This is a genomic window from Haloferax sp. SDI50 (assembly GCF_059802635.1).
Genome location: NZ_JBPULL010000001.1, coordinates 1,514,182 through 1,541,064 on the forward strand (window position 1 = coordinate 1,514,182; position 26,883 = coordinate 1,541,064).

At 67.7% G+C, this 26,883-nt stretch carries 26 protein-coding genes; 11 read left to right on the forward strand and 15 right to left on the reverse strand.

Annotated features, from left to right (window positions below; translation table 11 throughout):
* Positions 1 to 34 precede the first annotated feature (34 nt).
* Positions 35 to 493: a DUF2391 family protein gene (locus ACSR87_RS07810; protein WP_498530087.1), complete on the reverse strand. Its 459-nt coding sequence runs from the start codon at positions 491 to 493 to the stop codon at positions 35 to 37.
* 125 nt (positions 494 to 618) lie between these two features.
* Here ACSR87_RS07810 and ACSR87_RS07815 point away from each other — a divergent pair, with 125 nt between their 5' ends.
* A complete protein-coding gene (locus ACSR87_RS07815) occupies positions 619 to 1,299 on the forward strand; it encodes a class I SAM-dependent methyltransferase (protein ID WP_498530088.1) in 681 nt (226 codons plus the stop codon).
* A gap of 28 nt (positions 1,300 to 1,327) precedes the next feature.
* Here ACSR87_RS07815 and ACSR87_RS07820 read toward each other — a convergent pair whose 3' ends face one another.
* The 3 genes from ACSR87_RS07820 to ACSR87_RS07830 form a co-directional block, all read right to left on the reverse strand.
* On the reverse strand, positions 1,328 to 2,413 hold the full coding sequence (locus tag ACSR87_RS07820; RefSeq protein ID WP_405311562.1) for an ABC transporter ATP-binding protein: 1,086 nt from the start codon (positions 2,411 to 2,413) through the stop codon (positions 1,328 to 1,330).
* Between the two features lie 94 nt (positions 2,414 to 2,507).
* Complete coding sequence (locus ACSR87_RS07825; RefSeq protein WP_498530089.1) at positions 2,508 to 4,229, reverse strand: ABC transporter permease; 1,722 nt, start codon at positions 4,227 to 4,229, stop codon at positions 2,508 to 2,510.
* Positions 4,230 to 4,238: 9 nt separating this feature from the next.
* Positions 4,239 to 5,375, reverse strand: coding sequence for a thiamine ABC transporter substrate-binding protein (locus tag ACSR87_RS07830; RefSeq protein WP_498530090.1), 1,137 nt, complete (start codon positions 5,373 to 5,375; stop codon positions 4,239 to 4,241).
* Positions 5,376 to 5,505: 130 nt separating this feature from the next.
* On the opposite strand from ACSR87_RS07830, the gene ACSR87_RS07835 reads away from it, so the two are divergent.
* On the forward strand, positions 5,506 to 6,558 hold the full coding sequence (locus ACSR87_RS07835) for an AI-2E family transporter (RefSeq protein ID WP_498530091.1): 1,053 nt from the start codon (positions 5,506 to 5,508) through the stop codon (positions 6,556 to 6,558).
* A 9-nt stretch (positions 6,559 to 6,567) separates the two neighbouring features.
* Here ACSR87_RS07835 and ACSR87_RS07840 read toward each other — a convergent pair whose 3' ends face one another.
* Entirely contained in the window at positions 6,568 to 7,344 is a 777-nt protein-coding gene (locus tag ACSR87_RS07840; RefSeq protein WP_498530092.1) for a sulfurtransferase, read from the reverse strand.
* A 251-nt stretch (positions 7,345 to 7,595) separates the two neighbouring features.
* Here ACSR87_RS07840 and ACSR87_RS07845 point away from each other — a divergent pair, with 251 nt between their 5' ends.
* Complete coding sequence (locus ACSR87_RS07845; RefSeq protein ID WP_004968763.1) at positions 7,596 to 8,456, forward strand: sulfurtransferase; 861 nt, start codon at positions 7,596 to 7,598, stop codon at positions 8,454 to 8,456.
* Between the two features lie 52 nt (positions 8,457 to 8,508).
* Here ACSR87_RS07845 and ACSR87_RS07850 read toward each other — a convergent pair whose 3' ends face one another.
* On the reverse strand, positions 8,509 to 9,951 hold the full coding sequence (locus tag ACSR87_RS07850; RefSeq protein WP_498530093.1) for a short-chain fatty acid transporter: 1,443 nt from the start codon (positions 9,949 to 9,951) through the stop codon (positions 8,509 to 8,511).
* Between the two features lie 195 nt (positions 9,952 to 10,146).
* Here ACSR87_RS07850 and ACSR87_RS07855 point away from each other — a divergent pair, with 195 nt between their 5' ends.
* The gene (locus ACSR87_RS07855) at positions 10,147 to 10,746 is read left to right on the forward strand and encodes a transcription antitermination protein (RefSeq protein ID WP_498530094.1); all 600 of its coding nucleotides are present in this window, start codon (positions 10,147 to 10,149) and stop codon (positions 10,744 to 10,746) included.
* Positions 10,747 to 10,891: 145 nt separating this feature from the next.
* Here the strand turns inward: ACSR87_RS07855 and ACSR87_RS07860 are convergent, their stop codons facing one another.
* On the reverse strand, positions 10,892 to 11,161 hold the full coding sequence (locus ACSR87_RS07860) for a DUF7553 family protein (protein ID WP_498530095.1): 270 nt from the start codon (positions 11,159 to 11,161) through the stop codon (positions 10,892 to 10,894).
* 88 nt (positions 11,162 to 11,249) lie between these two features.
* Between ACSR87_RS07860 and uvrB the strand changes: the two genes are divergently transcribed.
* From uvrB to ACSR87_RS07885, 5 genes are all read left to right on the forward strand, one after another.
* Positions 11,250 to 13,358, forward strand: a complete 2,109-nt coding sequence (gene uvrB, locus ACSR87_RS07865) for an excinuclease ABC subunit UvrB (RefSeq protein WP_498530096.1) — start codon at positions 11,250 to 11,252, stop codon at positions 13,356 to 13,358.
* A 6-nt stretch (positions 13,359 to 13,364) separates the two neighbouring features.
* Positions 13,365 to 13,784 (forward strand): NUDIX hydrolase, encoded by a 420-nt coding sequence (locus tag ACSR87_RS07870; protein WP_498530097.1) that lies wholly within the window; start codon positions 13,365 to 13,367, stop codon positions 13,782 to 13,784.
* Between the two features lie 199 nt (positions 13,785 to 13,983).
* Positions 13,984 to 14,178 (forward strand): hypothetical protein, encoded by a 195-nt coding sequence (locus ACSR87_RS07875; RefSeq protein ID WP_042665333.1) that lies wholly within the window; start codon positions 13,984 to 13,986, stop codon positions 14,176 to 14,178.
* Positions 14,179 to 14,192: 14 nt separating this feature from the next.
* Positions 14,193 to 15,275, forward strand: a complete 1,083-nt coding sequence (locus ACSR87_RS07880; protein WP_004065846.1) for a sulfite exporter TauE/SafE family protein — start codon at positions 14,193 to 14,195, stop codon at positions 15,273 to 15,275.
* 69 nt (positions 15,276 to 15,344) lie between these two features.
* On the forward strand, positions 15,345 to 15,785 hold the full coding sequence (locus ACSR87_RS07885; protein ID WP_498530098.1) for a universal stress protein: 441 nt from the start codon (positions 15,345 to 15,347) through the stop codon (positions 15,783 to 15,785).
* Positions 15,786 to 15,824: 39 nt separating this feature from the next.
* Here the strand turns inward: ACSR87_RS07885 and ACSR87_RS07890 are convergent, their stop codons facing one another.
* Together ACSR87_RS07890 and ACSR87_RS07895 are read right to left on the reverse strand one after the other, a co-directional pair.
* A complete protein-coding gene (locus ACSR87_RS07890) occupies positions 15,825 to 16,319 on the reverse strand; it encodes an acyl-CoA thioesterase (protein WP_008576549.1) in 495 nt (164 codons plus the stop codon).
* A gap of 443 nt (positions 16,320 to 16,762) precedes the next feature.
* Positions 16,763 to 17,968 carry an SPFH domain-containing protein gene (locus ACSR87_RS07895; RefSeq protein WP_498530099.1) on the reverse strand — a complete coding sequence of 402 codons (1,206 nt, stop codon included), beginning with the start codon at positions 17,966 to 17,968 and terminating at the stop codon, positions 16,763 to 16,765.
* 100 nt (positions 17,969 to 18,068) lie between these two features.
* Between ACSR87_RS07895 and ACSR87_RS07900 the strand changes: the two genes are divergently transcribed.
* Positions 18,069 to 18,263, forward strand: a complete 195-nt coding sequence (locus ACSR87_RS07900; RefSeq protein ID WP_004045037.1) for a DUF7554 family protein — start codon at positions 18,069 to 18,071, stop codon at positions 18,261 to 18,263.
* A 53-nt stretch (positions 18,264 to 18,316) separates the two neighbouring features.
* On the forward strand, positions 18,317 to 18,814 hold the full coding sequence (locus ACSR87_RS07905; protein ID WP_498530100.1) for a 2'-5' RNA ligase family protein: 498 nt from the start codon (positions 18,317 to 18,319) through the stop codon (positions 18,812 to 18,814).
* Positions 18,815 to 18,867: 53 nt separating this feature from the next.
* Here the strand turns inward: ACSR87_RS07905 and ACSR87_RS07910 are convergent, their stop codons facing one another.
* From ACSR87_RS07910 to ACSR87_RS07935, 6 genes are all read right to left on the reverse strand, one after another.
* Positions 18,868 to 20,244 (reverse strand): cytochrome P450, encoded by a 1,377-nt coding sequence (locus tag ACSR87_RS07910; RefSeq protein WP_498530101.1) that lies wholly within the window; start codon positions 20,242 to 20,244, stop codon positions 18,868 to 18,870.
* Between the two features lie 81 nt (positions 20,245 to 20,325).
* Entirely contained in the window at positions 20,326 to 22,530 is a 2,205-nt protein-coding gene (locus ACSR87_RS07915) for an ATP-dependent DNA helicase (protein WP_498530102.1), read from the reverse strand.
* A gap of 142 nt (positions 22,531 to 22,672) precedes the next feature.
* Complete coding sequence (gene argF / locus ACSR87_RS07920; protein WP_004065839.1) at positions 22,673 to 23,569, reverse strand: ornithine carbamoyltransferase; 897 nt, start codon at positions 23,567 to 23,569, stop codon at positions 22,673 to 22,675.
* Between the two features lie 79 nt (positions 23,570 to 23,648).
* The gene (locus ACSR87_RS07925) at positions 23,649 to 24,800 is read right to left on the reverse strand and encodes a [LysW]-lysine hydrolase (RefSeq protein WP_498530103.1); all 1,152 of its coding nucleotides are present in this window, start codon (positions 24,798 to 24,800) and stop codon (positions 23,649 to 23,651) included.
* Positions 24,797 to 25,933, reverse strand: a complete 1,137-nt coding sequence (locus ACSR87_RS07930) for an aspartate aminotransferase family protein (protein ID WP_498530104.1) — start codon at positions 25,931 to 25,933, stop codon at positions 24,797 to 24,799. The genes ACSR87_RS07925 and ACSR87_RS07930 overlap by 4 nt, the downstream gene beginning before the upstream one ends.
* Positions 25,933 to 26,865, reverse strand: a complete 933-nt coding sequence (locus ACSR87_RS07935) for an acetylglutamate/acetylaminoadipate kinase (protein ID WP_498530105.1) — start codon at positions 26,863 to 26,865, stop codon at positions 25,933 to 25,935. The genes ACSR87_RS07930 and ACSR87_RS07935 overlap by 1 nt, the downstream gene beginning before the upstream one ends.
* Between the last annotated feature and the right edge of the window lie 18 nt (positions 26,866 to 26,883).

Below are 26,883 nucleotides of genomic sequence, written 5' to 3' on the forward strand. Positions count from 1 at the left end.
GAATCGTGACGTATGTTCACGCCTCCGGCCGAGGTCAGAACAGCGAGTCGGCCGTGGCCGCGCCGATGACGCTGAACACCGCGCCGACGCTCGTCGCCTTGAGCGTGATGCGGAGCACCGCGAGGTCGAGTTCGTACCCGAGCACGGAGACGAGGACTTCTCCCGACACGTCCGAGAGGAACGTCCCCGGCGCGTCGAACGCGAGCGCGAGGATGAACACGGAGAGATACGAGACGGAGATGAGCGAGATGAATCGGACGGGAATCCCGCCGACCTCGCGCTCTCTGTCGGGGTCGCGGTCGTCGGCCTTGTAGAGCGCGCCGTAGCCGACCGCGAGCACGATAAAGAGCGTGAGAAGCGCCTGCGCGAACGACATGCTCCGCGCGAGCACCCACACCTCCTCGGTGACGACGAACGGCCCCGCGAGGAGGAAGCCGCCGACGACCTGCTGGGCGGTGTCGGCGAGCGCGAACCGGCGGCGGACTCCGACCATACCCCGTCGTCGTGACGGCGGCAATTAAAACGCGCGACGGGAGGTGCGGCCGGGTCGTCGTCGGACTCGCCCGTCTGTGCGGTCCGGTCCGAACGCATTTTCACCCCGGCGCGCGAGGCTCCGATATGAGCGTCCGCGACGAGTTCGACGCCTGGGCGGCCGACGGCCGCGACAAGGGCATGGAGGACCGACACTGGCACACCGCGAAGCACGCGCTCGCACGGATGCCCGTCGAGGAAGGCGACACCGTCGTCGACCTCGGAACCGGAAGCGGCTACGCCCTCCGCGCGCTCCGCGACACGAAGGGTATCGGCCGCGGATTCGGCCTCGACGGCTCGCCCGAGATGGTCCAGAACGCCCGCGCGTACACCGACACCGACGACCTCTCGTTTCTCGTCGGCGACTTCGACGACCTCCCGTTCGAGGACGACAGCGTCGACCACGTCTGGTCGATGGAGGCGTTCTACTACGCCGCCGACCCGCACCACACCCTCGAAGAAATCGCCCGCATCCTCAGGCCCGGAGGCACGTTCTACTGCGCGGTCAACTACTACGAGGAGAACGTCCACTCCCACGAGTGGCAGGACCTCATCTCCATCGACATGACCCGGTGGTCCCACGCGGAGTACCGCGAGGCGTTCCGCGACGCCGGCCTCCACGTCGCAGAACAGGACTCCATCGCAGACCTCGACATCGACATCCCGGCGGCGACCGAGTTCCCGACCGACGACTGGGAGACCCGCGAAGCGATGGTCGAGCGCTACCGGACGTTCGGCACGCTCCTGACCGTCGGCGTCGCGCCCTGAGACGGCGCGGAAAACCGACCGTTTCGACCTATTCGACGACGTGAGCCGACGCCGGGGCGAATCCGACTTCGAGCGTCGTCCCGACCTCGAACCCCGCGTCCGACTGTTCGCCGCCGTCTTCGACCGCCACGACGAGTTCCGTCCCGCCCCAGTCGAGTCTGACCCGCGTCGTCGCCCCCTGAAACTCGGTGTCGACGACGGTTCCGCGAATTTTGTTCGTCCCCGCGCCGACCCGAAGCTGTTCGGGCCGGACGCAGAAGGTGAGTTCGTCGCCGGCTCCCGCTCTCGACCCCGCCTCCCCGAGCACTCGCCGCCCCTCGGCCAGCGTGAACACCGCGTCGCCGACGCCGACGCGAATCCCCCCCGTTTCCGGTCGAGACTCGACGACTCCGTCGAGGACGTTGTTCTCGCCGAGGAACTCCGCGACGAACCGCGTCCGCGGGCGGCGGTAGAGTTCGCGGGGCTGGCCGACCTGTTCGACGCGGCCGCCGTTGAGGACGGCCACCCGGTCCGAGACCGCCAGCGCCTCCGACTGGTCGTGGGTGACGTAGACGGTCGTCACGCCGAGGTCCGACTGGATGCGCTTTACCTGCCGGCGGAGTCGGTCCCTGAGTCGGGCGTCCAGCGCCGACATCGGCTCGTCGAGAAGCAGCAGGTCCGGGCCGGGCGCGAGGGCGCGGGCGAGCGCGACGCGCTGTTGTTGGCCGCCAGATAGCGAGTCGGGGTCGCGGTCTTCGAATCCCGCGAGGTCGACGAGGTCCAGCAGTTCCGCGACGCGCTCGTCGCGGGAGCCCCCGCCCGGCGGGTCGGTAAAGCGGAGGCCGTAGGCGACGTTCTCGCCGACGCTGAGATGCGGGAACAGCGCGTAGTTCTGGAACACGACGCCGACGCCCCGCGACTCGGGCGCGACGCCGACCATCGACTCGCCGTCGAAGCGGACGGTCCCCTCGGTCGGGGACTCGAAGCCGGCGATACAGCGGAGCGTGGTCGTCTTCCCGCAGCCGGAGGGGCCGACGAGCGTGAAGAACTCGCCGTCGTCGACCGACAGCGAGACGGAATCGAGCGCCGTTGTCGACCCGTAGCGCTTGGACACCGCGTCGAGTTCGAGTCTCACGGGTTCGCCTCCGAAGTCACGTTCCACTCTCCCCGGCGGACGGTCATAATTCTCACTTCCCGCGGCTCGCCCTCGGTTCGCCCTCCGCGCTCCCTCATAGCTCGCCCCACCGGCCGCCGAAGCGGTCCACGACGAGGAAGCTGGCGGACGTGACGAGAAGCAGGAGACAGCCCATCGCCGTCGCGGGGCCGAGCCGTCGGCCGAGGAATCGCTCGACGGCGACGGGCATCGTGTAGCTTCCCGCGCCCTCCGCGAGGATGATAGTCGAGTCGAACTCACCGATGCTGATGGCGACGGCGAACGCCGCGCCCGCGACGACGCCGGTCCAGACGAGCGGGAGTTCGATGTCCACGAGCGCGCGGGTTCTGGTCGCGCCGAGCGAGCGCGCGGACTCGACGAGCCGGCCGTCGAGCCGGGCGAAAAGCGGCGCGACGTTCCGGGTGACGAAGGGGTACGCGCCGACGGCGTGGGCCGCGACGATGGCGAGCGCGCCGGTGACGCGGATTCGCGTGCCAAACACGTCGACGCCGAACACCAGTCCGCGGAGCAGGCCGAGGCCGACGACGATGCCCGAGACGGCGAAGGGAGCCATCGAGAGCACGTCGATGAGGCCGCGCCCGCGGTACCGGCGGGTCGTGAGGACGGCCATCGTCACGCCCATCGGGACGGCCACGACGAGCGTCCCCGCGGCGAAGCCCAGCGAGTTCAGGATGGCCGGCAGGGGTTTGACCTGAAAGCTCGCGCCGGTCGCCTGCCGCTCGGCGAGGAAGGCGTAGTTGGCGAGGGTGAGGCCGCCGTCGCCGCCGGTGACGCTCGCCAGCACCATGCTGGCGACGGGGACGACGAACACCAGTCCGACGACGAGGGCGTAACCGGCGATGCCGACCGTCCGGAGCGCCGATTTCGGCGTCCAGTCGGCGGGAAGGACGGACTGACGGGGAAGCGGGTTCGCCGCGCCGCCGGCCGAGCGCTGGCCGGCCTCGTACCGGAGGTAGACGGCGGTCAGCGTGATTGAGACGGCCGTCTCGACGACCGCGAGGCTGGCGGCCTCGGCGTACGCGAGGTCTCTGACCCGCGAGTAGACGAACACCTCGATGGTCGCCAGTTGGAAGCCGCCGAGCGCGAGGACGATGGGGAACGACGCGAAGGTGAAGATGAACGTCAGGGTCGCGCCGACGCCGATAGACGGCAGGAGTTGGGGGAGGACCACGTCGCGGAAGGCCCGTCGGGGGTTCGCGCCGAGCGAGCGGGCGGTCTCGACGGTCCGGGCGTCCACGCTCTCCCACGCGGCGGTGACGACGCGGGCGACGAGCGGGGCGTTGTAGAACGCGTGGGCGACGACGATGGCTTCGAGCGTGAACAGCAGTTCGACCGGCGGGAGGCCGACGAGAGAGAGCGCGCGGTTCAGCGTCCCGTTGCGGCCGAACGTCGCCACGAAGCCGATGGCGACCATGATGGAGGGCATGACGAACGGGAGGATGGTGAGCGAGCGGAGCGTCTCGCGGCCGCGGAACTCGAAGCGGGCGAACAGCCACGCGGCGGGCAGGCCGAGCGCGAGACTGGCGAGCGTCGAGTAGAACGCCTGCTTCGCCGTGAACCAGATGATATCGACGAGGTAGAACTCGCTCGTCAGCACCGCCGCGATGGGCTCGATAGTGAGACGGCCGTCGACGAGGACGGCGTCCGCGAAGACGGTGGCGACGGGGTAGTAAAACAGGACCAGAAGGACGACGGCGGTGAGCGCCGCGACGAGGGTGAGCAGCCGCTGTTCGAGGGCTCTGGCGACCCGGCGAACTGAGGCCGAGGCGCGGCTCACCGGCTCACCTCACTTACTGGCGAACTCGCGGGCCCACGCGTCGGTCCAGTCACTCAGGTTGTTCTGAAGCCGGTCGTACGAGAACGTGACGGCTTCCGGCGGCTCTTGGGCGTACTGCGCGAAGTCTTCGGGGAGTTCCGCGGTGGTCGTCGCCGGGAACTGGACGTTGCGGACGGCGATTTCGGCCTGCACTTCGGGCCGGAGCATGAAGTCCATGAACTCGACCGCGAGGTCGGGGTTCGACGCGTCCGCGAAGGGGGCCATCCCCTCGGGGTTGGCGTACGCCTGGTCGTTCAGGAAGCGAATCTGGTGTTTCGCCATGTCCTCGCCGGACTCGGCGGCGAACACCTGGTCGGTCGAGTACGAGACGACCATCGGGGCCTCCCCGTTCGAGTAGGCGTTGTAGGAATCCTCCCAGTTGCCGAGGACGCGCACGTCGTTTTCCTTCAGACTCGCCCAGTAGTCGAGATAGTTATCCTCGCCCTTGGCGTCGATGGTGTGAAGCAGGAACGCCTGTCCCGTCGCCGACGACGTGGGGTTCTGCGCGAGGAGCGCGCCCGCGTACTCGGAGTCCAGCAGGCCGTCGAACGTCTCGGGGGCGACGAAGTCGCCGTCGCCGTAGGTCTCGTCGTAGACGAGCGAGATGTAGCCCGTGTCGTAGGGGACCGCGCGGCCCTGCGGGTCGAAGTTCAGCCCCTGCTTTACGTCGTCGATGCGGGACAGCCCCTCGGCGGGCGAAAACAGCGCCTCGTCGAGCTTCCGGTCGATGCGGACGAGCATCTGCGCGTCGAGGCCGACGTAGAGGTCCGCGCCGGACTCGACGCCCCGGAGGCCCCGCTCGATGTAGTAGTTCACGCCCGAGTCGGGCGTCTGCCACTCCAGCGTCGCGTCGAACTCCGACTCGAACGTCTCTTTCAGCCACGGGCCGGGGCTCGAACTCGGCGCGTCGACGAACGAGCCGTAGGTGCCGACGGTGAGCGTCCGCGACTCGCCGCCCGCGGTCGTCCCTTCGGTCGTCGCTGTCGTCTCGGTCGCGTCGCCCGAGGCCTCGGTCGTCGTCTGCTCGCCGCCGGTCCCGGTACAGCCGGCGAGGAGCGCGGAGACGCCTCCCGCCCCGGCGGCCTTGAGGAAGCTACGTCGTCTCATTACTCGGTTGTTGTACTCTGTGGTACTTAACGGGCGTGATGTTCGCGGAAACGGGTAAACGGCTGAATCAGTCGGTTTCGGGGGCTGTCCCGGGAGAACGGCTTTACCGTCAGCGAGAGTATCACGGGTGATGACTACTTCTCGCCCGTACGTCCTCGGCGGCGTGTTCGCCCTCTTTGCGCTCCTCGCGGCGGTCCTGCTCGTGGACGTGCTGGCGACGGTGTTTTTCGCTATTACCGTCGCCTACCTGCTCGTCCCGCTCAGGCGACGCCTCGAAGCGCGCGGGGCCTCCCGGTGGGTCGCCAGCCTCGCCGCCACCGTCGTCGCGGCGGTCGGCGTCGGCGTCGTGCTCGCGCCGCTCGTCGTCATCCTCTTTCTCCGCCTGAGCAACATCCTCGAACTCGCGGCGCTCCTCCCCGACGTGGTGACTATCGAGTTCCTCGGGATGGTCGAGACGGTGACGCTGGACGACGTGGTCGCGGTCGGTCTCGGTCTGCTCCGGTCGGTCGGTCGCACCGCCGCCACCGCCGCGCCCGTGGTGCTCATCAAACTCACGCTGTTCGGCTTCCTCGTGTTCGCGCTGCTCCTCAGCGGCGACGCGGTCGGGCGGACGCTCCTCGCGCTGGTCCCGGCCGACTACCGGGACGCGGCGACGGCGCTCAACGAGCGGGCTCGCGAGACGCTGTTCGCCATCTACGTCTTGCAGGCGGCGACCGCCGTCGGCACGTTCGCCATCGGTCTCGTCGTCTTCTGGGCGCTCGGCTACGACTACGTCGTCACGCTCGCGACAGTCGCGGCCGTTCTCCAGTTCATCCCCATCGTCGGCCCGAGCGTCCTGCTCGCGGCGATGGCCGTCTACCACGCCGCCGTCGGCGACCTCGTCGCCGCCGCGCTCGTCGTCGCTATCGGCGGGTTCGCGGTCGCGTGGCTCCCGGACATCCTGATTCGCCCCCGACTCGCCAAGGAGACCGCCGACCTGCCGGGGAGCCTCTACTTCGTCGGCTTCGTCGGCGGCCTGCTCAGCCTCGGCCCGGTCGGCATCATCGCCGGCCCGCTCGTCGTCGCGCTCCTCGTGGAGTCGGTGGACCTGCTCGGCGCGGCGTTACGCGTCGACGACGTGGGCGGTGACGGCGACGAGCGCGACGAGTCCGCGGACGACTCGGCCGACCCGAACCAGCCGTAACCTCGTTCGTCAGCCCTCGACAACCGCGCCGTCGCGTTCCTCCCACTCGGTGAGGCTGCCCTCGTAGAACGCCACGTCGTCGTAGCCGAGGTGCGTAAGCACGACGTAGGTGTGGCTGATGCGCCGGGCGGTGTTGCAGTAGAGGACGATCCGCCGGTCCGGGGTGACGCCCGCGGCCGCCAGAATCGAGTCGAGTTCGTCCCGCGGCTTCAGCCCGCGCGTCTCGTCGTCCACGAGTTCGCGCCAGTCGAGGTTGACCGCGCCGGGGAGGTGGCCGTCGTCGTACTCCACGGGGTCGCGGGTGTCGACGATGACGGTCTCGGGGTCGTCGAGCGCGGCCTCGACCGCCTCGAAGTCAACGAGCGGCGTCTCCGCCGGCTCGGTTATCTCGTAGACCGTCCCCGAGACATCGGTCGCCTCGATCGTCGTCTCGCGCTCGCGGTTCCACGCGCTGAAGTCGCCGTCGAGGAGGTGGAGTCGCTCGGGGTCGTGGCCGTAGAGCAGTGCGGTCACGAGAAAGCGGGCCGCGAAGACGCCGTGGGTGTCGTCGTAGGCGACCACGTCGTCGTCGGCGGCGACGCCCGCGCCCGACAGGAGGTCGGTCCACGCGTCGCGGCCGGGGAGCATCCCCACGTCGCCGTCGGCGCTCCGGAATCTGTCGAAGGGTATCGACACCGCGCCGGGGAGGTGTCCGATGCCGTCGAACTCCCAGCCGTCCCGCACGTCCACGACGCGCACGTCGCCGAGTCGGTCCGCGAGCCAATCCGAAGAGACCACGTCTACCATGACCCCACGTTTCCGGGCCGCGGATTTAGGTCCGACCTTCTTCGCACCCCTCGCCCCGTGTCCGGGGTAGCGGATGTTGTTGCTGGTTTCGTCGGATACCGGCCTGATACCGCCCGAGACGGCCGGTTTACGAGTTACTTTCGCCGTCTCCCCCGCCACATCTGGGACAATATTGCCGCATCACCCGAGGTCAGGCCGTACATGCCGTCGCTGTGAGAGTTATGGGCCTTCCTGTTGTACGGGGAAACGCGATGTCAAACTCCGATTACGCGAAGGACGTACTCGTCTCCGCGGACTGGGTGGAAAGCCACCTCGACGAGTTCCAGAGCGACGACGCGGCGTACCGACTCGTCGAAGTGGACGTGGACACCGAGGCGTACGACGAGAGTCACGCCCCCGGTGCCATCGGGTTCAACTGGGAGTCCCAGCTGCAGGACCAGACGACCCGCGACGTGCTGACCAAGGAGGACTTCGAGGACCTCCTCGGTTCGCACGGCATCTCCGAGGACTCCACGGTCGTCCTCTACGGCGACAACTCCAACTGGTTCGCCGCCTACACTTATTGGCAGTTCAAATACTACGGCCACGAGGACGTTCATCTCATGAACGGCGGCCGCGACTACTGGGTCGACAACGACTATCCGACGACCGACGAAGTCCCGTCCTTCCCGGAGCGAGACTACACCGCCAAGGGTCCCTTCGAGGACATCCGCGCGTACCGCGACGACGTCGAGAAGGCGGTCGACAAGGGCCTTCCCCTCGTCGACGTTCGCTCGCCCGAGGAGTTCTCCGGCGAGATTCTCGCGCCCCCGGGACTGCAGGAGACCGCCCAGCGCGGCGGCCACATCCCCGGCGCGAGCAACATCTCGTGGGCCGCGACCGTCAACGACGACGGCACCTTCAAGTCCGCCGACGAACTCCGCGACCTCTACGCGGACCAGGGTATCGAAGGCGACGAGTCCACCATCGCCTACTGCCGCATCGGCGAGCGCTCGTCCATCGCGTGGTTCGCCCTTCACGAACTCCTCGGCTACGAGAACGTCACCAACTACGACGGCTCGTGGACGGAGTGGGGTAACCTCGTCGGCGCGCCCGTCGAGAAGGGTAACTGAGCCGCCTCGGCTCGATTCGAGTCGGACCCGACCGTACGGTTTCTTTTGCGGGCTACATCGGCAGGACGCTGATACCGACGGCGACGAGTACGCCCGCGCCGAGAAGCACCATCACGCAGTAGCCCATGATGTCGCGGACCGACAGGCCGCTGATGGAGAGCAGCGGGATGGCCCAGAACGGCTGAATCATGTTGGTCCACGCGTCGCCCCACGAGGCGGCGACGGCGACTCGCGGGATGGACTCGCCGGACGCCTTCGCGGCCGTGACGAGCGTCTCACCGATGACGGCCCACTCGCCCCCGCCGGAGGGAACGAAGAAGTTCACGAGGCCGGCGGTGAAGAAGGCAAACGCCGGGAGCGTCCCGTCGGGGGCGACGGCGACCATGCCCTGTGCGATTTGCGTGGCGAGGCTGACCGAGCCCTCCGGCGCGTAGGCCATGATGCCCATGATGCCGGCGTAGAAGGGGAACTGGAGGATGATGCCCCAGACGTTCTCGACGGCCTCGACGATGGCCTCGATGTACGCCTTGGGCGTCCCGTGGAACAGCAGGCCGAGAAAGAGGAAGCCGAAGTTGACGATGTTCAGGTTGAGGTTGTTCCACGGCATCGTCCCGTTCTGAATGCCCTCGAAGAAGTACAGGGCGACCGCGAGCAGGCCGACGAGGCCGATTGCCACGCCGATGCCGAGCGAGTGTTCGATGCGCGTCGCGAGCGAGGCGTCCTCGGGGACGGTCGTGGAGGCCCATCCGCCCGTCGCCTGCTCGCCGCCGTCGGTCGCCGTCTCGAACTCCGCGGGGTCGATGGGCGTCTTCTTCGTCTCGTCGGTCGGGTACATGAGCGCGAACAGCGCCGGCAGGAAGAGGAAGCCGACCGCGACGACCAACACGAGGTTGGCGACCGTGAAGATGGTCCCGCCGGTGCCGAACGTCGTGTCGAGGATGCCCGCTTCGATGAGGAAGTTCCCCTCGGTGTTCAACAGAAGCGGAATCGACCCCGCGAGGCCGCCGTGCCAGACGACGAAGCCGGAGTACGCGCCGGCGACGACGATGGGGAAGTCGATGCCGCGCATCTCGGTCGCTATCTTCCGAGCGAACAGCGCCCCGACGACGAGGCCGAGTCCCCAGTGGACGAACGACGCCGCGGCGGCGACGACCGGCACCATCGCGGCCGCGCCCCGCTCGGTGCTCGGGACGCCCGCGAGCCGCGTCAGGAGCCGGTCTACGGGCTTCGTCTGTGCGAGCGCGTAGCCCGTCATCAGGATGAGCGTCATCTGCATCCCGAACGAAAGCAGGTTCCAGAAGCCGCCGTACCAGCCCTCGACGAGGAGGTTTCCGGCGTGCCCGACGACGCCGGTCCCCTCGCCCGGCGCGACCGACACCAGAGCCAGCACGAACGCCACCCCGGTCAGAATGATGGCGAACAGGAACGCGTCGGGGAGGTACTGTTCGACCAGTTTCGAACTCCGCTCCGCCGCCTGCCTGATAGCGTTTGTCATTGTCCGGATTACTTCATGATAATACAATATATAATGTTTAATATTCGGACGGATTCGGCTCGGTTGAATGTCACGAATCGCCGGCTCGTCGGCCGGTGAACCGAGCGTCGCCCGAGCGTCGCCCGACCGTCGCGGACTCGCGCCGGACTCGCCGCCGCCGATGGGTACAAACCCGAGACGGACGTACGGGGCCGTATGACCGAACTCCTCGACACCCTCCGCGACGACCACGAGACGCCGCTTTCCCGACTCGGCTCCTCGAAGGCGCTGTACGCCGTCACCGGCGGCGAGATGGACGGCGATGCGGTCCGCGCGGCCGCCGCCGCCGAGGCCGCCGCCGCCGCCGACCTGTTCGACTGGTGGGCCGACGACGAACCGAACGACGAGGCCGCCGCGCTGTTTTCGGACCTCGCGGACACCGCCCGCGAGCACGCCGAGGCCGTCGGCGCGGAGCCAGACGGGTCGAAGCCGAACGTCTACGATGTGCTCGCCGAGTTCGAGACGACCGACGGCCGCCTCGGCGGCGCGCTCGCCCGCGCGCTCGTCTCGCTGAAGACCGTCGAGCAGATGGTCGGCTTCTTCGTCGGTGACGCGGACCCGATGGCCGCCAACGACTTCCGCACGCTCAAATCCGACCTCAACGACCAACTCGACACGCTCGAAGCCGCCGTCTCCGACCTCGTCGACGACGACGCCGTCGCTCGCGAGGCCGCCGACGCGGTGGTCGAAGCCGCCTACGACGAGTACGTCGAGACGCTCGAAGGCATGGGCGTCAAGCCGAAGAACGTCTGTTAAGCGGCCATCTGTCTCCGCGCCGGGGCCGCCGTTGGCGACCCGCTCGGCGTGAAAACCCGTTTTTGCTCACCGCGTACCGACAGCACCGACGCGCGGCGTATGTGAGTGAGTTCCAGTAGAAATGAGGGGGTCTGTCCGCCGGTCGTCAGACGCCGGGGACGCCCTTGCGGTATTCGAGGACTTCGCTTCGGGCCTCGCGGACCGTCTCAGCCGCGTCGCCGTCGAGGTCCTCGGCGAGGTCGTGAAGGACCGTCATGTGCCGGGCGAGTCGCCCGTGGTCCGGTCCCTGCTCGCGCGTCGCCAGCGTCGCCAGTTGGTCGGACTGTTCGTAGAGTCGCTCCTGCACGTCGCCCTCGGTCGCCTCGGCGGCTTCCTTGAGCAGGTTGCTCGCGCGTTCGAGTTCGGCTCTGGTCATACGGGAACGTTCGATAGCCCGCCCCAAAACCGTTCCTCCGGCGACAAGCACCGCCTCGCTCAAGTACGCCGCGACCCAAGGACCGGCAATGAGCGAGTCCGGTCCCCTGTCCGCCGACAGACCCGACGCAGACCGCGAATTCCGCGTCGACGCCCCCTTCGACCCCGCCGGCGACCAACCCGAGGCCATCGAGGCGCTGGCCCGCGGCTTCCGCGAGGGTGCCGACGTGCAGACCCTGCTCGGTGTCACCGGCTCCGGCAAGACCAACACCGTCTCGTGGGTGGTCGAGGAGATTCAGAAGCCGACGCTCGTCCTCGCGCACAACAAGACGCTCGCCGCCCAGTTGTACGAGGAGTTCAAGAGCCTCTTTCCCGACAACGCGGTCGAGTACTTCGTCTCCTACTACGACTACTACCAGCCCGAGGCGTACATCGAACAGACCGACACCTACATCGACAAGGACATGTCGATAAACGAGGAAATCGACCGGCTCCGCCACTCCGCGACCCGGTCGCTTCTCACCCGCGACGACGTCATCGTCGTCGCCTCGGTGTCGGCCATCTACGGCCTCGGTGACCCGAAGAACTACACCGATATGTCCCTCCGGCTGGAGGTCGGCCAGGGCATGGACCGCGACGAACTGCTTCGCGCCCTCGTCGACCTCAACTACGAGCGCAACGACGTGGACTTCCGGCAGGGCACGTTCCGCGTCCGCGGCGACACCGTCGAGGTGTTCCCGATGTACGGCCGCTACGCCGTCCGCATCGAGTTCTGGGGCGACGAAATCGACCGCATGCTGAAGCTCGACCCGCTGGAGGGCGAGGTGAAGTCGTCGGAGCCGGCGGTGCTCGTCCACCCGGCGGAGCACTACTCAATCCCCGAAGAACAGCTCGAAGGCGCAATCTCGGAAATCGAGGAGCTGATGGAACAGCGGGTGAAGCACTTCCAGCGACAGGGCGACCTCGTTGCCGCCCAGCGCATCGAAGAGCGCACCACCTTCGACATCGAGATGCTCCGCGAGACGGGCCACTGCTCCGGCATCGAGAACTACTCGGTCCACCTCTCGGACCGCGAGCCGGGCGACGCGCCCTACACGCTGCTCGACTACTTCCCCGACGACTTCCTCACCGTCATCGACGAGTCGCACGTCACGCTCCCGCAGATAAAGGGCCAGTACGCGGGCGACAAGTCCCGGAAGGACTCGCTGGTCGAAAACGGCTTCCGCCTGCCGACAGCCTACGACAACCGCCCGCTCACCTTCGAGGAGTTCGAAGAGACCGTCGGGCAGACGCTTTTCGTCTCCGCGACGCCCGGCGACTACGAACGCGAGCACTCCGACCAAATCGTCGAGCAAATCGTCCGGCCGACCCACCTCGTTGACCCGAAAGTCGAGGTGACGGAGGCGACCGGACAGGTCGACGACCTGATGGCCCGCATCGACGAGCGCATCGACCGCGACGAGCGCGTGCTGGTCACGACGCTCACGAAACGGATGGCCGAGGACCTCACCGAGTACCTCGAAGAGGCCGGCGTCGACGTGGCCTACATGCACGACGAGACCGACACGCTCGAACGCCACGAGCTCATCCGGTCGCTCCGCCTCGGTGACATCGACGTGCTCGTCGGCATCAACCTCCTCCGCGAGGGTCTCGACATCCCCGAAGTCTCGTTGGTCGCCATCCTCGACGCCGACCAGCAGGGCTTCCTGCGCTCCGAGACCACGCTCGTCCAGACGATGGGCCGCGCCGCCCGCAACGTCAACGGCGAGGTCGTGCTCTACGCCGACGAGATGACGGATGCGATGGAGGCCGCCATCTCCGAGACGCAGCGCCGCCGCCGCATCCAACAGGAGTTCAACGAAGAACACGGCCACACGCCGACGACCATCGAAAAGGAGGTCGGGGAGACGAACCTGCCGGGGAGCAAGACCGACACCCGCGGCGTCTCCGGGGACGCCCCCGCCGACGCCGACGAAGCCGTCGAACAGATTGCCTTCCTCGAAGACCGGATGCAGGAGGCCGCCGACAACCTCGAGTTCGAACTCGCCGCCGACATCCGCGACCGCATCCAGACGCTCCGCCGCGAGTTCGACGTGGACGCGCTCGAAGACGGCGTCGCGCCCGAGTACCCGGACGAACACGACGGCGACGGCGGAGACGGCGACGACGACGGTCTCGCGCCGCCGGACGAGTTCTGACCGGCCGTGTCTCACCCCCCAACCCTGACGTTCGCAGCCGGCGGCCTCCTCCGCCGAGACGACGGCCGACTCTGTGTCGTCCACCGGCCGCGCTACGACGACTGGTCGCTCCCGAAGGGGAAACTCGAACCCGGCGAGACGCTGGTCGAGACCGCCGTCAGAGAGGTCCGCGAGGAGACGAGATGCGAGGTCGATTGCGGCCGGTTCGCCGGGCGCTACGAGTACCGCGTCCCCGACGACGCGGGCGCGCCGACCGGGCCGAAAGGCGTGTTCGTCTGGCACATGCGCGTCGTCGACGAGCGCCCGTTCGAACCGGACGGCGAGGTGGACGCGCGCCAGTGGGTTACCCCGGTCGAAGCCCTCCAACGGCTCACCTACGAGACCGAACGGGCGCTGGTCAGACGGGCGTTCGAACTCAACGAGTGAGCGCAGATTTTGGATAGAAACACATGTTACTGGTTTTTCGACGCGCGTCGGTGTGTGGTCCGTACCCAAATCAGTGGGTCGACATCAAGACTTATTACTCCGACTTCGCTATGGCCGTTCCACCGTGATCCGCACCTCGGCGGACGAGCCTGCAACCCACTCCGTTCACCACGCCTACCCCAACGGAGGTATTACCTGAATGGTCCGCGGATTCGAGCACTCCGTGCTCGACAGTTCGGGCGACCACCGCACGCCGGTCCACCCGGTGTGCGACGCGGTCGCATCCTCGGGAGACGGTGAACGCGCGCGGGTCGGTGCCGCTGATGACTCGGCAAACGGGCTGTTTTCGACGCGTCACTCCACGCGAGTGCACGCGAACGCTACTGCGAACTGACAACAACGAGAACCATGAGCTCTCAGTCTCTCAGTCACGTTCAGAAGTCGTTCCTGAAGTACCAACACATCCTCGTGTTCATCGCTCCCCTGCTGTTCCTCGTCTCGGTGTTCACCATGGCACCGACGCCGTCGGGTGCAGGCATGGAGTACTGGCTCCAGTACTGGTGGCTGTTCCCGGTGTTCCTCACCGGCGCGACCATCGTGAACACGGTCGGCATCAGCGGGTCGGCGCTCTTCGTCCCGTTTCTCATCTTCATCTTCCCCATCTTCGCGCACCCGCTCGACTCGTCGACGCTGGTCAAGGTGGGCCTCATCAGCGAGGCGTTCGGCCTCTCCAGTTCGGCCGTCGCCTTCATCCAGTACGGTCTCGTCGACCGGCGGCTGGCGCTGACGCTCGTCGGCGGGTCGATCCCGTTCGTCGTCGGCGGCGCGCTGCTTTCGTTCGTCATCCCCGACGTGGTGTTCCACGCGCTGCTCGGAATCGCGCTGCTCGCCGCGTCGTACCTGCTTTTCAACGCCGACCTCGGCCACGAGGACCACGGCTCGTCGGACTCCGACCACGCCGCGGCCACCGACGGCGGCGTCTCCGCGAGCCTCCCCAACGACCCCGGTAAGCTCGGCCCCGCGGGCGTCAACACGGCCGACGACGGCACCGTCACCCGCGTCGACCGCGACGGTGACGACTACACCTACACCCGCGGCGGCTACCTGCGTCGCTTCGCCAATTACAGCGTCGGCGGGATGTTCCAGGGCCTCGCCGGCTTCGGTATCGGTGAACTCGGCATCATCTCGATGCTCGGCACGAAAGTCCCCGTCCGCGTCGCCATCGGCACGAACCACATCGTGGTCGCGCTGACCGCCATCCTGGCGTCGCTCGTCCACGTCTTCGGCGGCGGCCTCGTCGGCGGCCACTCGCTGAGCCTCGCGACGACGCCGTGGAACATGGTCGTCTTCACCGTCCCCGCGACGGTCCTCGGCGGCCAAATCGCGCCCTACGTGTCGAACGCGCTGGAGACCAGCGTCATCAAGAACTTCGTCGGCGTCCTCTTCGCCGTCATCTCGCTGGCGCTGTTCCTGATGGCGCTGGGTATCTAACGACTCACGACCACCCGAACCACCCCCACTGGCACCACTTTCACAGTCCTCGATTCTGAACTCTCACCCATGTACGACCACATCCTGCTTCCGACCGACGGCAGCGACGCGACCGACGCGACCATCGAACACGCGGCGACCCTCGCGGAGACCTACGGCGCGACGGTTCACGTGCTGTCGGTGGCCGACTCGCGCAACCGCTTCGAGTCGCCCTCGGCCGGCATCGCGCCGGACGTGTGGGAAAAATCCGAACTCGACCGCGCGGAGTCGGCGGCCGACGCCGCGGTCGAGGCGCTCCCCGAGGGCGTCGAGACCGAACGCATCGTCGTGGAGGGCGTGCCGCACTCGACTATCGTCGACTACGCCGCCGACGGCGACATCGACCTCGTCGTGATGGCGACCCACGGCCGCACCGGTCTCGACCACTACCTCGTCGGCTCCGTCACCGAGCGCGTCGTCCGGCAGTCGGACGCGCCGGTGTTGACCGTCCGCGCGGCGGACGAAGAATAAGAATAAGAACAAGAACCCGCGGTCCGCGAGCGGGCCGCGCTACTCGAACTCTTCTGCCAGCGCGGCGCGGTGCTCGCGGCGCTTCTGGAGCGCCGAGTCGCGCAGTTCGCGCTCCTCTTGGGAGTCGCAGGCGAGGTCCGGGACCGGAACCGGATTCTCGTCGTCGTCGAGCGCGACGAAGGTGAAAAACGATGTGAGCGTCTCGCGGCGGTCGCCCTCGCTCGGGCGTTCGGCGGTCACGTCCACCTTGATGTCCATGCTGGTGCGGCCGGTGTCGAAGACGTACGCCTCGACGGTCACCACGTCGCCCACGTCGATGGGTGCGAGGAAGTCCACGTGGTCCATCGACGCCGTGACCACCTGCCGTTCAGCGAAGCGCCGCCCGGCGATGGCCCCGCAGACGTCCATCCACTCCAGAATCCGCCCGCCGAGGGCGCGTCCGAGGTTGTTCGTGTCGTTGGGCATCAGAATCTCGCTCATCTCGGCGCGAGACGCCGACAGCGACCGCGTCCCGACCGACGATTGCTGTTGCATGCCACACCGTCAGAGTCGGACGTGGTTAAATTATTCTACCTCTTGAAAAATAGAAATAAAGGCGATTAATCGCTCGGGTTGGCTCTCGTGGGGCGCGCGGTGCTCCAACGACCTAGATGATTAATAGTGTTTGTTCCGTCTAGTGTGGTGTCTGCGCGAACCGCAGACCGGTGGTGGGACGCCGACGCCCGTCTCGTCCCCGTTCGGGAGGACGTTCCCGGAGGGTTCCGACTCTCGTTCGACCGGACGGGCGGGAAATCAACCGCGACCCGAAAGTCGACGCACCGAGCCGCTCCCGTCTCACGTCCGCCTCGCGCCTCACCGAACCGCGACGGTCGGACGACGGGACTCGCGCCGGTCGCCCCCGCAGACCGGACACGACGCTGCACCGGCCCCCGGTGCGTCGGACGGGTCTCCGACTGATTCGCGCCTCCGATTTTCTCTCACTCGACGCGCTCAGCCTCGACGCCGCCGTCTTCGATTTCGATGTCGACGGCGTCCGCGGAGATGTCGGCCGTCTCGACGCCGTCCAACTCCCCGAGTATTTCACCGATGTCGTCGAGGCCGAGGAGTTCGCGGGTCTCCTCGTCGAACGCCTTGCTTTCGAGTCCCGCCGCCTGCTGTACGTCCGAGCCGGACAGCCCCTTACCGTAGCGACCGAGCAGCGACGTGAGTTCCTGCGGCAGGACGTACGTCGTCGACGGCGAGGTGCCGATGTTCGCCAGCGTCTCCATGCCTTTGTCGATGATGGCGCGCTCGCCCATCGACTCCGCCGCCCGGGCCCGAAGCACAGTCGAGATGGCGTCGCCCTGCGCTTCGAGAATCTGCGACTGCTTTTCGCCCTGCGCGCGGATGATGTTCGACTGCTTGTCACCCTCCGCCTTCTCGACGGCGGAGCGCCGTTTACCCTGCGCTTCGAGAATCATGGCGCGGCGGCGGCGCTCGGCGGAGGTCTGCTGTTCCATCGCGTTCTCGACGTCCTTCGAGGGCTTCACCTCGCGGACCTCGACGGACTCCACGCGGACGCCCCACTCGTCGGTCGGCTCGTCGAGTTCCCGGCGGATGCGCGCGTTGATGTGGTCGCGGCGGGCCAGCGTGTCGTCGAGTTCCATGTCGCCGAGGGCGGCCCGGAGCGTCGTCTGGGCGAGCAGCGAGACGGCCCGGCGGTAGTTGTCGACTTGCAGGAAGGCGCGTTCGGGGTCCATCACGCGGATGTAGACCACTGCGTCGGCCGTGACCGGCGAGTTGTCCTCCGTGATGGCTTCTTGGGAGGGCACGTCGAGCGTCTGGGTCCGCATGTCGAAGCGGTAGGTCTTCGAGACGAACGGCGGGACGACGTTCAGCCCCGGTTCGAGGATGCCCTTGTAGTCGCCGAACACCGTCAGCGTCCGCTTTTCGTACGCCTGCACGATTTCGACCGCGTCGTACACCGCGGCGACGGCGAGCGCGAGGACGACGTAGCCCGTGAGCGTCAGCGGCGTGACGGGGAAGACGACCACCGCGAGGCCGAAGACGACAACCGCGACCGCGAGGGGACCGAGCCACCGCGGGATTCGGCCGGGTTCGCTGTCGACCCGCTCCGCGCCCGACGACGAAGACGACGAGGAGGACGCCGAGAGCTTCCCGAGCTGGTAGAACAGGCTGTCCATGGTGGAGAGTGACACCGAGACGGAATAAAGCTAGCCGGCTACTCACCCACCCACTCACCCGGCCACCAACTATTTGTCCGCGAACGCCCCACGCCCCGGTATGCGAACGAACCGCGGCCGAATCGACGTGGAGGACCTGCTGAAAATCATCCTCCTGCTCGTCCTCGTCTGGCTCGTCCTCGAAATCATCGGCGAGGTGCTCGGGCTGTTCGGTGCGCTGCTCGGCCCGCTCCAGCCGCTTTTGGGACTCGTCGTCGCGGCGCTCATCGTCCTCTGGCTGCTCGACCGAATCTGACGTTCCCGCGGCGACGACGATACGCCTTTGTGTCTCTCGCGTGAGACACGGGCGTGTACAGTCTGAACGTCCCGGTTCCGGGGCGGGTCGCCCGCCTCGCGTCCGACCTGTTTCCGTACCTCGCCCCGTTCGACCGGGTTCGCGACCGGCACACGCTCGTCTGCAAGCGCTTCGAAGACGCCGACCTCGACCGCCTCCGCGAACAGTTGCGGCGCGCGCTCGCCGGCCAACCGGCGTTCGAAGCCCGCGTCACTGACATCCGATTCTTCGAGGAGCCGCCCCGCGGAGCCGCGCCGGTCGTCTTCCTCGCGGTCGACAGCCCCGGCCTTCTCGACCTCCACCGGACGCTCACCGACGAGTTCGGCGCTATCGAGGGAATCGAGGGCGACGACTACGTCCCGCACGTCACGCTCGCTCGCGGCGGCAGCGTCGCGGACGCCCGCGCGGTCGCGAGCCAGCCGCTCGACCCCATCGAGTGGACCGTCTCGCAACTCGATATCTACGACTCGTCGTTCCGCGAGACCACGGCCTCGATTTCGCTCCCGGCCTGACGGCGAGGGTTCGACCGGCGTCGGCGGTGTGCCCGTGTCCGCTGGTCGCGCCGTCAGTCGCGCGCCCGGAGCCGCATCCCCATCGGCTCCTCGGGATGCATTGTCAGCGACCCGCGGAGCGAGAACGGCTCGTCGCGGACGTAGTCGAGTTCGTACCGCTGGGCGACGGTGCCGAGGATGAGCCGCCCTTCGAGCAGCGAGAGATGCTTGCCGATGCAGTGGCGCGGCCCGCCGCCGAACGGGAAGTACGCGAAGCGCGGCCGGTCGTCGGCCCGCTCGGGTGCCCAGCGGTCCGGGTCGAACTCCAACGGGTCGTCCCACCAGCGCTCCGAGCGGTGGACGACCCACTGCGGGAGCATGATGGCCGACCCCGCGGGGACGCGGTAGCCGCCGAGGCGAACGTCCACCTTCGGCTCGCGGAACATGACGTACACCGGCGGATACAGCCGCATCGCCTCGTTCAGCACGCGCTCTGTGTACTCCAGCTGTCGCACGTCCTCGAACGTCGGCGTCCGCCCGCCGAGCACCTCGTCCAGTTCGCGGTGGAGCTTCGCCTCCGCCTCGGGGTGTTGCGAGAGCAGGTACCACGCGTACGTCAGCGTCAGCGCCGTCGTGTCGTGGCCCGCGAGGAGCATCGTCATCAGCTCGTCGCGGAGGTTCTGTTCGGTCTGTTCGCCCTCGTCGTAGGCGCGGAGCAGAATCGAAAGCAGGTCCATCGGCCGCTCCTCGCCCGTCGCCTCGGCCGGCACCGACGACGCCGGCGTCCCGCCGTACTCGGTCCCGCGGCGCTCCTCGACGATGTCCCAGACGAGCGATTCGAGTTCGGACAGCGCCTGCTTGTACTCGCGGTTCTCTCGCGTCGGTGCCCAGTCGGGCGTCAGGAACCGAAGCGGGTCGGGTTCGAACCGCGCGCCCAGCGGTTCGAGGTTCTCCTGTACCCGCCGAATGCGCTCGTCGTCGAGGTCGGTGCCGAACATGGCGTCGACGATTATCTCGACGGTCAGCCGCGCCATCTCCAGTTGCACGTCCACCACGTCGCCGTCGCCCCACGACGACAGCATCGACTCCGTCCGGTCGGTCATCATGCCGGCCATCGTCGAGATGCGCCGCACGTCGAACGCCGGCTGGGCGAGTTGGCGCTGTTTCTTCCACGTCGCGCCCTCGCTCATGAGCAGGCCGTCGCCCAGCAGGTCACCGATGGCGCGGTCTTGGAACTGCGGCTTTCTGAACTTCGACGCCTCGCTCACGAGCACCGTCTCGACGTCCGCCGGGTTCGTGAGCATGTACGTGTCCAGCGGGCCGAGGTCGAAGTGGACCACGTCGCCGTAGGCGTCCGCGACGGCCGTCAGGAACGTAAACGGGTCGCGGGCGTACTGTCTGCTCGCGCCGAACAACGGGAGGCCCTTCGGGCCGGGAGGGGTCGCACTCATCACCCTGTGTTGGTTCGAACAGGTAAGAATCGCACGGCGGTCGCGACCGGCCTTTCCGCGCCGAGCGCGACCCGCTCAGGCTCAGGGTCGCGGCGGGTCGCCGTCGTAGGCGTCGTGGTCGGTGTAGAAGTTCAGCATGGCGAACTTGAGTTTGTTCGGCGCGATATCGACCATTTCAGCGCGCTCTTCGACCGGGAACGACCCGCGGACGCCGTACTTCCCCATGGAGGAACTCTCGCGGGTGTAGCGCTTGTCGGCCAGCACGCGGACGCCGAAGTCGTCGGGCGCGCGGATGACCCGCCCGAGCGCCTGTCTGGTCTTTCGAATCGTCGGAATTTCGACGGCGTAGCGCCAGCCGGCGTCCTTTTTCCGACGGTAGACGCGGTCGTAGGCGTCCTGTACCGCCTCCAACCGCTCGGAGAGATGCGGGTAGGGTACGCCGACGACCACGACCGTTCGGGCGTCGTCGCCGTCGAAGCTCACCCCCTCCGCGAGCGTCCCCCACAGCGAGGTGAGAAGCACCGCGCCGTCCTTGCCGACGAACTCCCGGCGCATCTCCTCGGCGCGGACGCCCGGTTCGTCTAAAAACAGCTCCGCGTCGATGTCCGGGTTGGCGCGCAGGCGCTCGTGGTAGCGCTCGGCCTCGGCGTACGACGGGAAGAACGCGAGCGTGTTCCCCGGCGTGAAGCCGGCGGCGTCCGCGAGCACCTCCTCGACCGTCTCCTGTGTGCCGGGGTCGTCGCGCTCGGAGGAGAACAGCGCGGGCAGCGAGACCGAAAACGTCCGGCGGTTCTTCTCGGGGTATTCGAGCCCGTAGGCCATCGTCACCGGGTCGTCGAGGCCGAGCGTGCTTTCCGTCACGTCGAACGGACGGAGCGTCGCCGACATCAGGATGCTCGCGTGAACCTCCTCGAACAGCTCCTTCGTGACCTCCCGCGGGATACAGGTGTACAGTTCCGCGCGGCCGTAAATCTCGTCGGTGCCGCCGTCGCGGCGGACCGACAGCATCGGGTGGCGGCCGAGTTCGTCGCCCAGCTCCGTCCAGTCAGCGATGAAGTTCGCCGCCTGTAACGTCTGGCACTCCTTGCGCGTCGTCGCCTCGCCGTTCTTGTACGCGTCTTCGTACTGCTCGTCTAACTGCTTGCCCAACTGGAGGGCGAGTTCGACTTCCACGTCGATGCCGCGGCCCTCGTAGGATTGTAGGAACTCCATCGTCAGGTCGTCGCGGCGACCCTGACTGGCGATAGAGAGGTCGTACCAGTTCTCACCGACCTGCTCGCGCTCGCCGAAGCCGAACGCCTCCTCGTAGCTGTCGCGGAGCGCGTCGAGGAACGTCCCGATGACGTTGCGGGCGCTCTCGGCCCGCGAGTCGTCTTCGTCTTCCAACTCGTTCATCGCGCTTTCGAGCGTGTTCTCGGTGAGCGCGCGACTCGCGTGGTCGCGGGCCGTGCTCTCGATGTTGTGCGCCTCGTCGAACACCGTAATCACGTCGTCGGGGTCGCGGTCCAACCACCGGAAGAACTGCTCGCGTATCATCGGGTCGAGCAGGTGGTGGTAGTTGCAGACCACGAGGTCGATGCCTTCCATCCCCTCCTTGAGCAGTTCGTAGCCGCAGAGGTTCTGCTTGCCCGCGTACTCGAAAATCTCGTCGGGCGTCCGCACGTCGTCGAACAGCCACTGGAAGAACTCGTCTGTGTTCCGCGCGAGGTTGTTGTAGTAGTGCTCGCAGTAGTTGCCCTCCTTCAACTCCGCCAACTCGTCGTCGATGGCGTCGAGTTCGTCCGTGACGGCGCTTCGCGCGTCGGCCGCGCCGGATTCGCCCTCGCGCATCCCGTCGAGGAGCGACTGCGCCTGCTCGGAGAGTTCGGCCTTGTCGGACTCCTTTTCGACGATGCTTCGGGTCGTATCGCGGAGCGTCTGACACTCCTGAAAACCCACGTCGATGTGGCACATCGAGGATTTCCCGCGGAACACCACCGCGCGGATGGCCTCCTCTCTGGTGATGGCGCGGGCGTCCTCGACGAACTGGCGCATCTGCTGGTGGACGTTCGTCGTGATGACGACCGTCTTGTCGTGCTCGCGGGCGTACGAGAGCGCGGGCACGAGCGCGGAGATTGTCTTCCCGGTCCCGGTCGCCCCTTCGAGGAGGACGTTCCGCTCGTCGCCGAGCGCGTCGGCGATGCCGGACATCGCCGCCTCCTGATTGGGGTACGGCTCGTCGTACGGGAAGAACCGCCACGCTCCGTCCGCGTCGCCGTCGTCGGGTGCGCCGTTGGCGTGGGCCACGGGAGAATCTCGGCCGCCATCCGATTAAAAGGCTCGGAGGCCTCGACACCGCCGGAGGCGACGGGAACGGTAGAGCGTACCTCCGCGCTCGACGGCGTCTTCTGAGAAGCTGCAAAGAGCCGCGACCGCCGTGGACCCGAATTTATTCGAGCAGTTCGACGATGAGACCCTTCTGGGCGTGCAGGCGGTTCTCCGCCTGGTCCCAGACGAGCGAGCGCTCGCCTTCGAGCACGTCGCCGGTAATCTCCTCGCCGCGGTGGGCCGGCAGGCAGTGCATGACCTGCGCGTCGGTCCCCGAGAGCAACTCCTCGTTGAGTTGGAACCCCTCGAACGCTTGCAGTTTCTCGTGGCGCTGGTCCTCCTGGCCCATCGAAATCCACACGTCGGTGTAGACCACGTCCGCGTCCGAAACGGCCTCCTCGGGGTCGGTCGTAATCGTCGGCGTCGAGCCGAGTTCGGCGGCCTTCTCGAGCACGTCGTCGTCGACGCCGTACTCCGGCGGGGTCGCCACGGTGAGGTCGATGCCGGCCATCGCACAGCCGAGGACGAACGACTGGCCGACGTTGTTGCCGTCTCCGACCCACGCCGCGGACACCTCGTCGAAGTCGCCGACGTGTTCGCGGATGGTGAGCAGGTCGGCGAGCGTCTGGCAGGGGTGGGCGTCGTCGGTCAGGCCGTTGATGACCGGCGCGTCGGAGTGCTCCGCGATTTCGAGGAGGTCCTCGTGTTCGAACAGGCGGACCATGATGGCGTCGCCGTAGCGACCCAGCACGCGCGCGGTGTCCGAAAGCGGCTCGCCGTGGCCGAGCTGGATGTCCTCGGGGCCGAGGAACAGCGCGTGGCCGCCCAGTTCGGTCATCCCCGTCTCGAAGGAGACACGCGTCCGGGTACTCGGTTTCTCGAAGAGCATCGCCAGCGTCGCTCGGGTGAGCTGCGTCTCGTCGTCGCCGGACTTGATGTCGGCGGCGCGGGTGAGAACGCGGTCTAACTCCGATGCGCTGATGTCGTCGATGTCGGTGAAGTGGGTGGTTTCGAGCATTGTGTCGTATGTCGTGTCTCCGTGTCGGTTCGTCGTCTCGGTCGGTCGGTCCCTCGTTCTCGCCGTCGCTCGTCTCGCCTCAGTCGTCCGCGAGGCGCTCGCAGACGTCGACGAGCACGTCGATGGCGCTGTCGAACTCGGCGAGGTCGAGGTGTTCGTTCGGAGCGTGGTCGAGGTCGGAGTCGCCGGGACCGTAGGTCGCCATCGGGCAGTCCCACGTCCCGGCGAAGATGTTCATGTCGCTGGTCCCGGTCTTGCGGAGGAGCCGAGGCTTCACGCCGCCGACGTTGCGGATGGCGACGCGGAACGCCCGCGCCACGTCGGTGCGGGGGCTCATCATGACCGGTGGGATGGGCTTGTTCCAGTGGACGCCGCCGCGGGTGAGTTCGCTTTCCGCGACCTCGCGCACGTCGTCGATGGAGAGCCGCGGCGGGACGCGGAACTGCACGTCCACCGTCGCCTCGACCGCGAGGCCGTCGTCGGTCGGGCCGCCGTCGAACGTCACGGGCTTGGTCGTCACGGTGTCGAAGACGCCGTCGCGCTCCTCGTCGAAGAAGTCGGCCACGCGGGACCACCACGCGACCGCGGACTGGATGGCGTTCTCCTCGGGCCGCGAGGAGTGGCCGAGTTCGCTCGTCGAGATGTACGTCCCGGAGAGGAACCCGCGGTAGCCGAGCGTGACGCCGTCCCAGCCCGAGGGCTCGCCGTTGACGACCGCGTCGGGCTCCTCGCGGTCTTCCACGAGGTGCCACGCGCCGCGCGAGGAGGTCTCCTCGCCGACGACGCCGACGAACGAGGCGCCCGTCTCGACGGCCGCCGCGGCCATCGAACAGAGCGGCCCGGTGGCGTCGACGCTGCCGCGACCCCAGAGGACGCCGTCTTCGATTTTCACCGGCACGTCGCCGGGGACGGTGTCGATGTGGGAGGTGAGAAGCACCGCGTCGTCGGCCGGCGCGCGGACGTTGCCGATTTCGTCTATCCACACCTCGCGGTCGTGCGCCTCGAAGAACGCCTTCAGCACCTCGGCGGCCGCCTCCTCGTCGCCCGACACCGAGGGCGTCGAGACCATGTCGTAGAGGAGGTGGCGCGCGTCGGCCCACTCGCCCTCGTCGAGGGCGTCGGTGTCGGCGTCCGCGTCGGGGGTCACGTCGACCTCTGCGTCGGCCGCCGACTCCGTCTCGGTCTCCGCGTCCGCCTCGCCGCCGTCCTCGCGGTCGATTTCGGCGTTCATGATAACACGTTCGTCATGGCGTCCACCGCGCGGTCGGCGTGCTCCTCGTCGATGACGAGCGGCGGCAGGAACCGGACGACCGTCCGGCCCGCGGGGAGCGCGAGCAACTGCTCGGACAGCGCGAGGTGCTTCAGCGTGCGGTTCGCGCCGCGTTTGACCTCGACGCCGACCATGAGGCCGTCGCCGCGGACCTCGCGGACCGGCAGGTCGTGTTCTTCGACGGCGGCTTCGAGTTCCGTCGTGAGGTAGTCGCCAACCGCGGCCGCGTGGCCGGGCAGGTCCTCCTCGACGATGGTGTCGAGGGTGGCGTTCGCCGCCGCACAGACCACGGGGCCGCCGGAGAACGTCGAGCCGTGGGAGGCCGCGCCGTCGGCAATCCAGTCGGCGCAGAGCGTCGCGCCGAGCGGCAGGCCGTTGGCGATACCCTTCGCGCTCGTCAGGATGTCGGGGACGACGCCGGCGTTCTCGCAGGCCCACAGCGACCCGGTGCGACCGATGCCGGTCTGAATCTCGTCGAAGACGAGCGCCGCGCCGGCGTCCTCGGTCAGGTCGCGGGCGGTCTGAAGATACTCGGCCGTCGCGGGGTTGATGCCGCCTTCGCCCTGAATCGGCTCTAAGAAGACCGCGGCCGTTTCGTCGTCGACGGCCTCGGCGAGTTCCTCTTCGTCGCCGTAGCTGACGAACTCGACGCCGCCGGCGACCGGTTCGTAGGGCTTCTTGTACTTCTGTTTCCACGTCAGCGCGAGGCTCCCGAGGGTGCGACCGTGGAAGGCGCGCTTCGTGGCGACGATTTTCTGGCGGCCGGTCGCGGAGCGGGCGAACTTCATCGCCGCCTCGTTGGCCTCGGTGCCGGAGTTACAGAGCCAGACGTTCGAGATGTCGCCGGGTGCGAGCGTCGCCAACTTCTCGTAGAGTTCCGTGCGAACCTCGACGGGGTACGACGCCTGCACGTAGGTCAACTTCGCGGCCTGCTCCTGAATCGCGGAGGTGACCGCGGGGTGGGAGTGGCCGAGCGCCGCGACGGCGTAACTCGCGCCGAAGTCGAGGTACTCGGTACCGTCGTCGGCGTAGAGGTACGGCCCCTCGCCGGACTCGATGGCGATGGGTTTCTCGTTGAAGACGAATCCTGACATTACTGCTCAGCCTCCTCTGCTTCGACCAGCGCGCCGGGCGTCACGTGCGTGCCGCCGCCGTTGAGCGCCGTCACGATGGGGTCGTTGAGGTTCGCGTCGGAGACGACGACCTCGGCGGCCCCGCCGTCGAGCGCCTCCTTCGCGGCCATGACCTTCTTCGTCATGAACCCCTCGGCGGCCGATTCGAGCGCCGAGAACTCCTCGGGCGTGTCGGCCGTCTCGATGAGCGTCGACTCGTCGTCGGGGTCGGCGTAGACGCCCTTCACGTCGGTGAGGACGACGAGTTTCGCGCCGAGCGCGCCCGCGACTGCGGCGGCGGCGCGGTCGGCGTCGGCGTTGACCGGCACGCCGTCGTCGGCGAGCATCGGAACGGTCACGATGGGCGTGTAACCGCCGTCGAGGAGCGTTTCGAGGAGCGTCGCGTTCACCGCGGTAATCTTCCCGGAGTGGTCGCCGCGCTTGATTTTCTTCTTGCCGTCTTCGACGACGCGGACGGCCGACTTGCGCGGGCCGGTCAGAAGGCCGCCGTCGACGCCCGAGAGGCCGAGCGCGTCGACGCCCGCCTCGCGGAACAGCGCCGTCAGGTCGGTGTTGAGCTTGCCGGGCATCACCATCGAGAAGACCTCCATGGTGCGCTCGTCGGTGAAGCGGCCGGAGACGCCCGAGGGCGACTCGACGTAGGTCGGCTCCTCACCGAGTTCTTCGAGCGTCTCGTCGACGGCGGTCGAACCGCCGTGGACGACGACCACGTCGGTGCCGTTGGCGACGAGGTGGGCCACGTCGGAGACGGCTCCCTGCGGGTCGACGGCCTTCGCGCCGCCGATTTTGACGACGACCGGCGGCTCGGAGCCGCCATCGGTGAGTAGGTTCGCTTCGTTGTCGACGAGCTGTTCGTGTGCCGCGAGCAGTTCCTCGCGTGTGTATCCTGTCATAGTCGAGATGGTGCGTAA

Bases quoted from the DNA above. Each gene is read 5' to 3' on its own strand.
- ACSR87_RS07925 (WP_498530103.1), bottom strand. From the start codon at position 24,800: ATGAACGCCGAAATCGACCGCGAGGACGGCGGCGAGGCGGACGCGGAG.
- argF (WP_004065839.1), bottom strand. From the start codon at position 23,569: ATGCTCGAAACCACCCACTTCACCGACATCGACGACATCAGCGCATCG.
- ACSR87_RS07885 (WP_498530098.1), top strand. From the start codon at position 15,345: ATGTACGACCACATCCTGCTTCCGACCGACGGCAGCGACGCGACCGAC.
- ACSR87_RS07880 (WP_004065846.1), top strand. From the start codon at position 14,193: ATGAGCTCTCAGTCTCTCAGTCACGTTCAGAAGTCGTTCCTGAAGTAC.
- uvrB (WP_498530096.1), top strand. From the start codon at position 11,250: ATGAGCGAGTCCGGTCCCCTGTCCGCCGACAGACCCGACGCAGACCGC.
- ACSR87_RS07930 (WP_498530104.1), bottom strand. From the start codon at position 25,933: ATGTCAGGATTCGTCTTCAACGAGAAACCCATCGCCATCGAGTCCGGC.
- ACSR87_RS07895 (WP_498530099.1), bottom strand. From the start codon at position 17,968: ATGGACAGCCTGTTCTACCAGCTCGGGAAGCTCTCGGCGTCCTCCTCG.
- ACSR87_RS07810 (WP_498530087.1), bottom strand. From the start codon at position 493: ATGGTCGGAGTCCGCCGCCGGTTCGCGCTCGCCGACACCGCCCAGCAG.
- ACSR87_RS07855 (WP_498530094.1), top strand. From the start codon at position 10,147: ATGACCGAACTCCTCGACACCCTCCGCGACGACCACGAGACGCCGCTT.
- ACSR87_RS07835 (WP_498530091.1), top strand. From the start codon at position 5,506: ATGACTACTTCTCGCCCGTACGTCCTCGGCGGCGTGTTCGCCCTCTTT.
- ACSR87_RS07935 (WP_498530105.1), bottom strand. From the start codon at position 26,865: ATGACAGGATACACACGCGAGGAACTGCTCGCGGCACACGAACAGCTC.
- ACSR87_RS07840 (WP_498530092.1), bottom strand. From the start codon at position 7,344: ATGGTAGACGTGGTCTCTTCGGATTGGCTCGCGGACCGACTCGGCGAC.
- ACSR87_RS07845 (WP_004968763.1), top strand. From the start codon at position 7,596: ATGTCAAACTCCGATTACGCGAAGGACGTACTCGTCTCCGCGGACTGG.
- ACSR87_RS07815 (WP_498530088.1), top strand. From the start codon at position 619: ATGAGCGTCCGCGACGAGTTCGACGCCTGGGCGGCCGACGGCCGCGAC.
- ACSR87_RS07850 (WP_498530093.1), bottom strand. From the start codon at position 9,951: ATGACAAACGCTATCAGGCAGGCGGCGGAGCGGAGTTCGAAACTGGTC.
- ACSR87_RS07860 (WP_498530095.1), bottom strand. From the start codon at position 11,161: ATGACCAGAGCCGAACTCGAACGCGCGAGCAACCTGCTCAAGGAAGCC.
- ACSR87_RS07875 (WP_042665333.1), top strand. From the start codon at position 13,984: ATGGTCCGCGGATTCGAGCACTCCGTGCTCGACAGTTCGGGCGACCAC.
- ACSR87_RS07830 (WP_498530090.1), bottom strand. From the start codon at position 5,375: ATGAGACGACGTAGCTTCCTCAAGGCCGCCGGGGCGGGAGGCGTCTCC.
- ACSR87_RS07890 (WP_008576549.1), bottom strand. From the start codon at position 16,319: ATGCAACAGCAATCGTCGGTCGGGACGCGGTCGCTGTCGGCGTCTCGC.
- ACSR87_RS07910 (WP_498530101.1), bottom strand. From the start codon at position 20,244: ATGAGTGCGACCCCTCCCGGCCCGAAGGGCCTCCCGTTGTTCGGCGCG.
- ACSR87_RS07900 (WP_004045037.1), top strand. From the start codon at position 18,069: ATGCGAACGAACCGCGGCCGAATCGACGTGGAGGACCTGCTGAAAATC.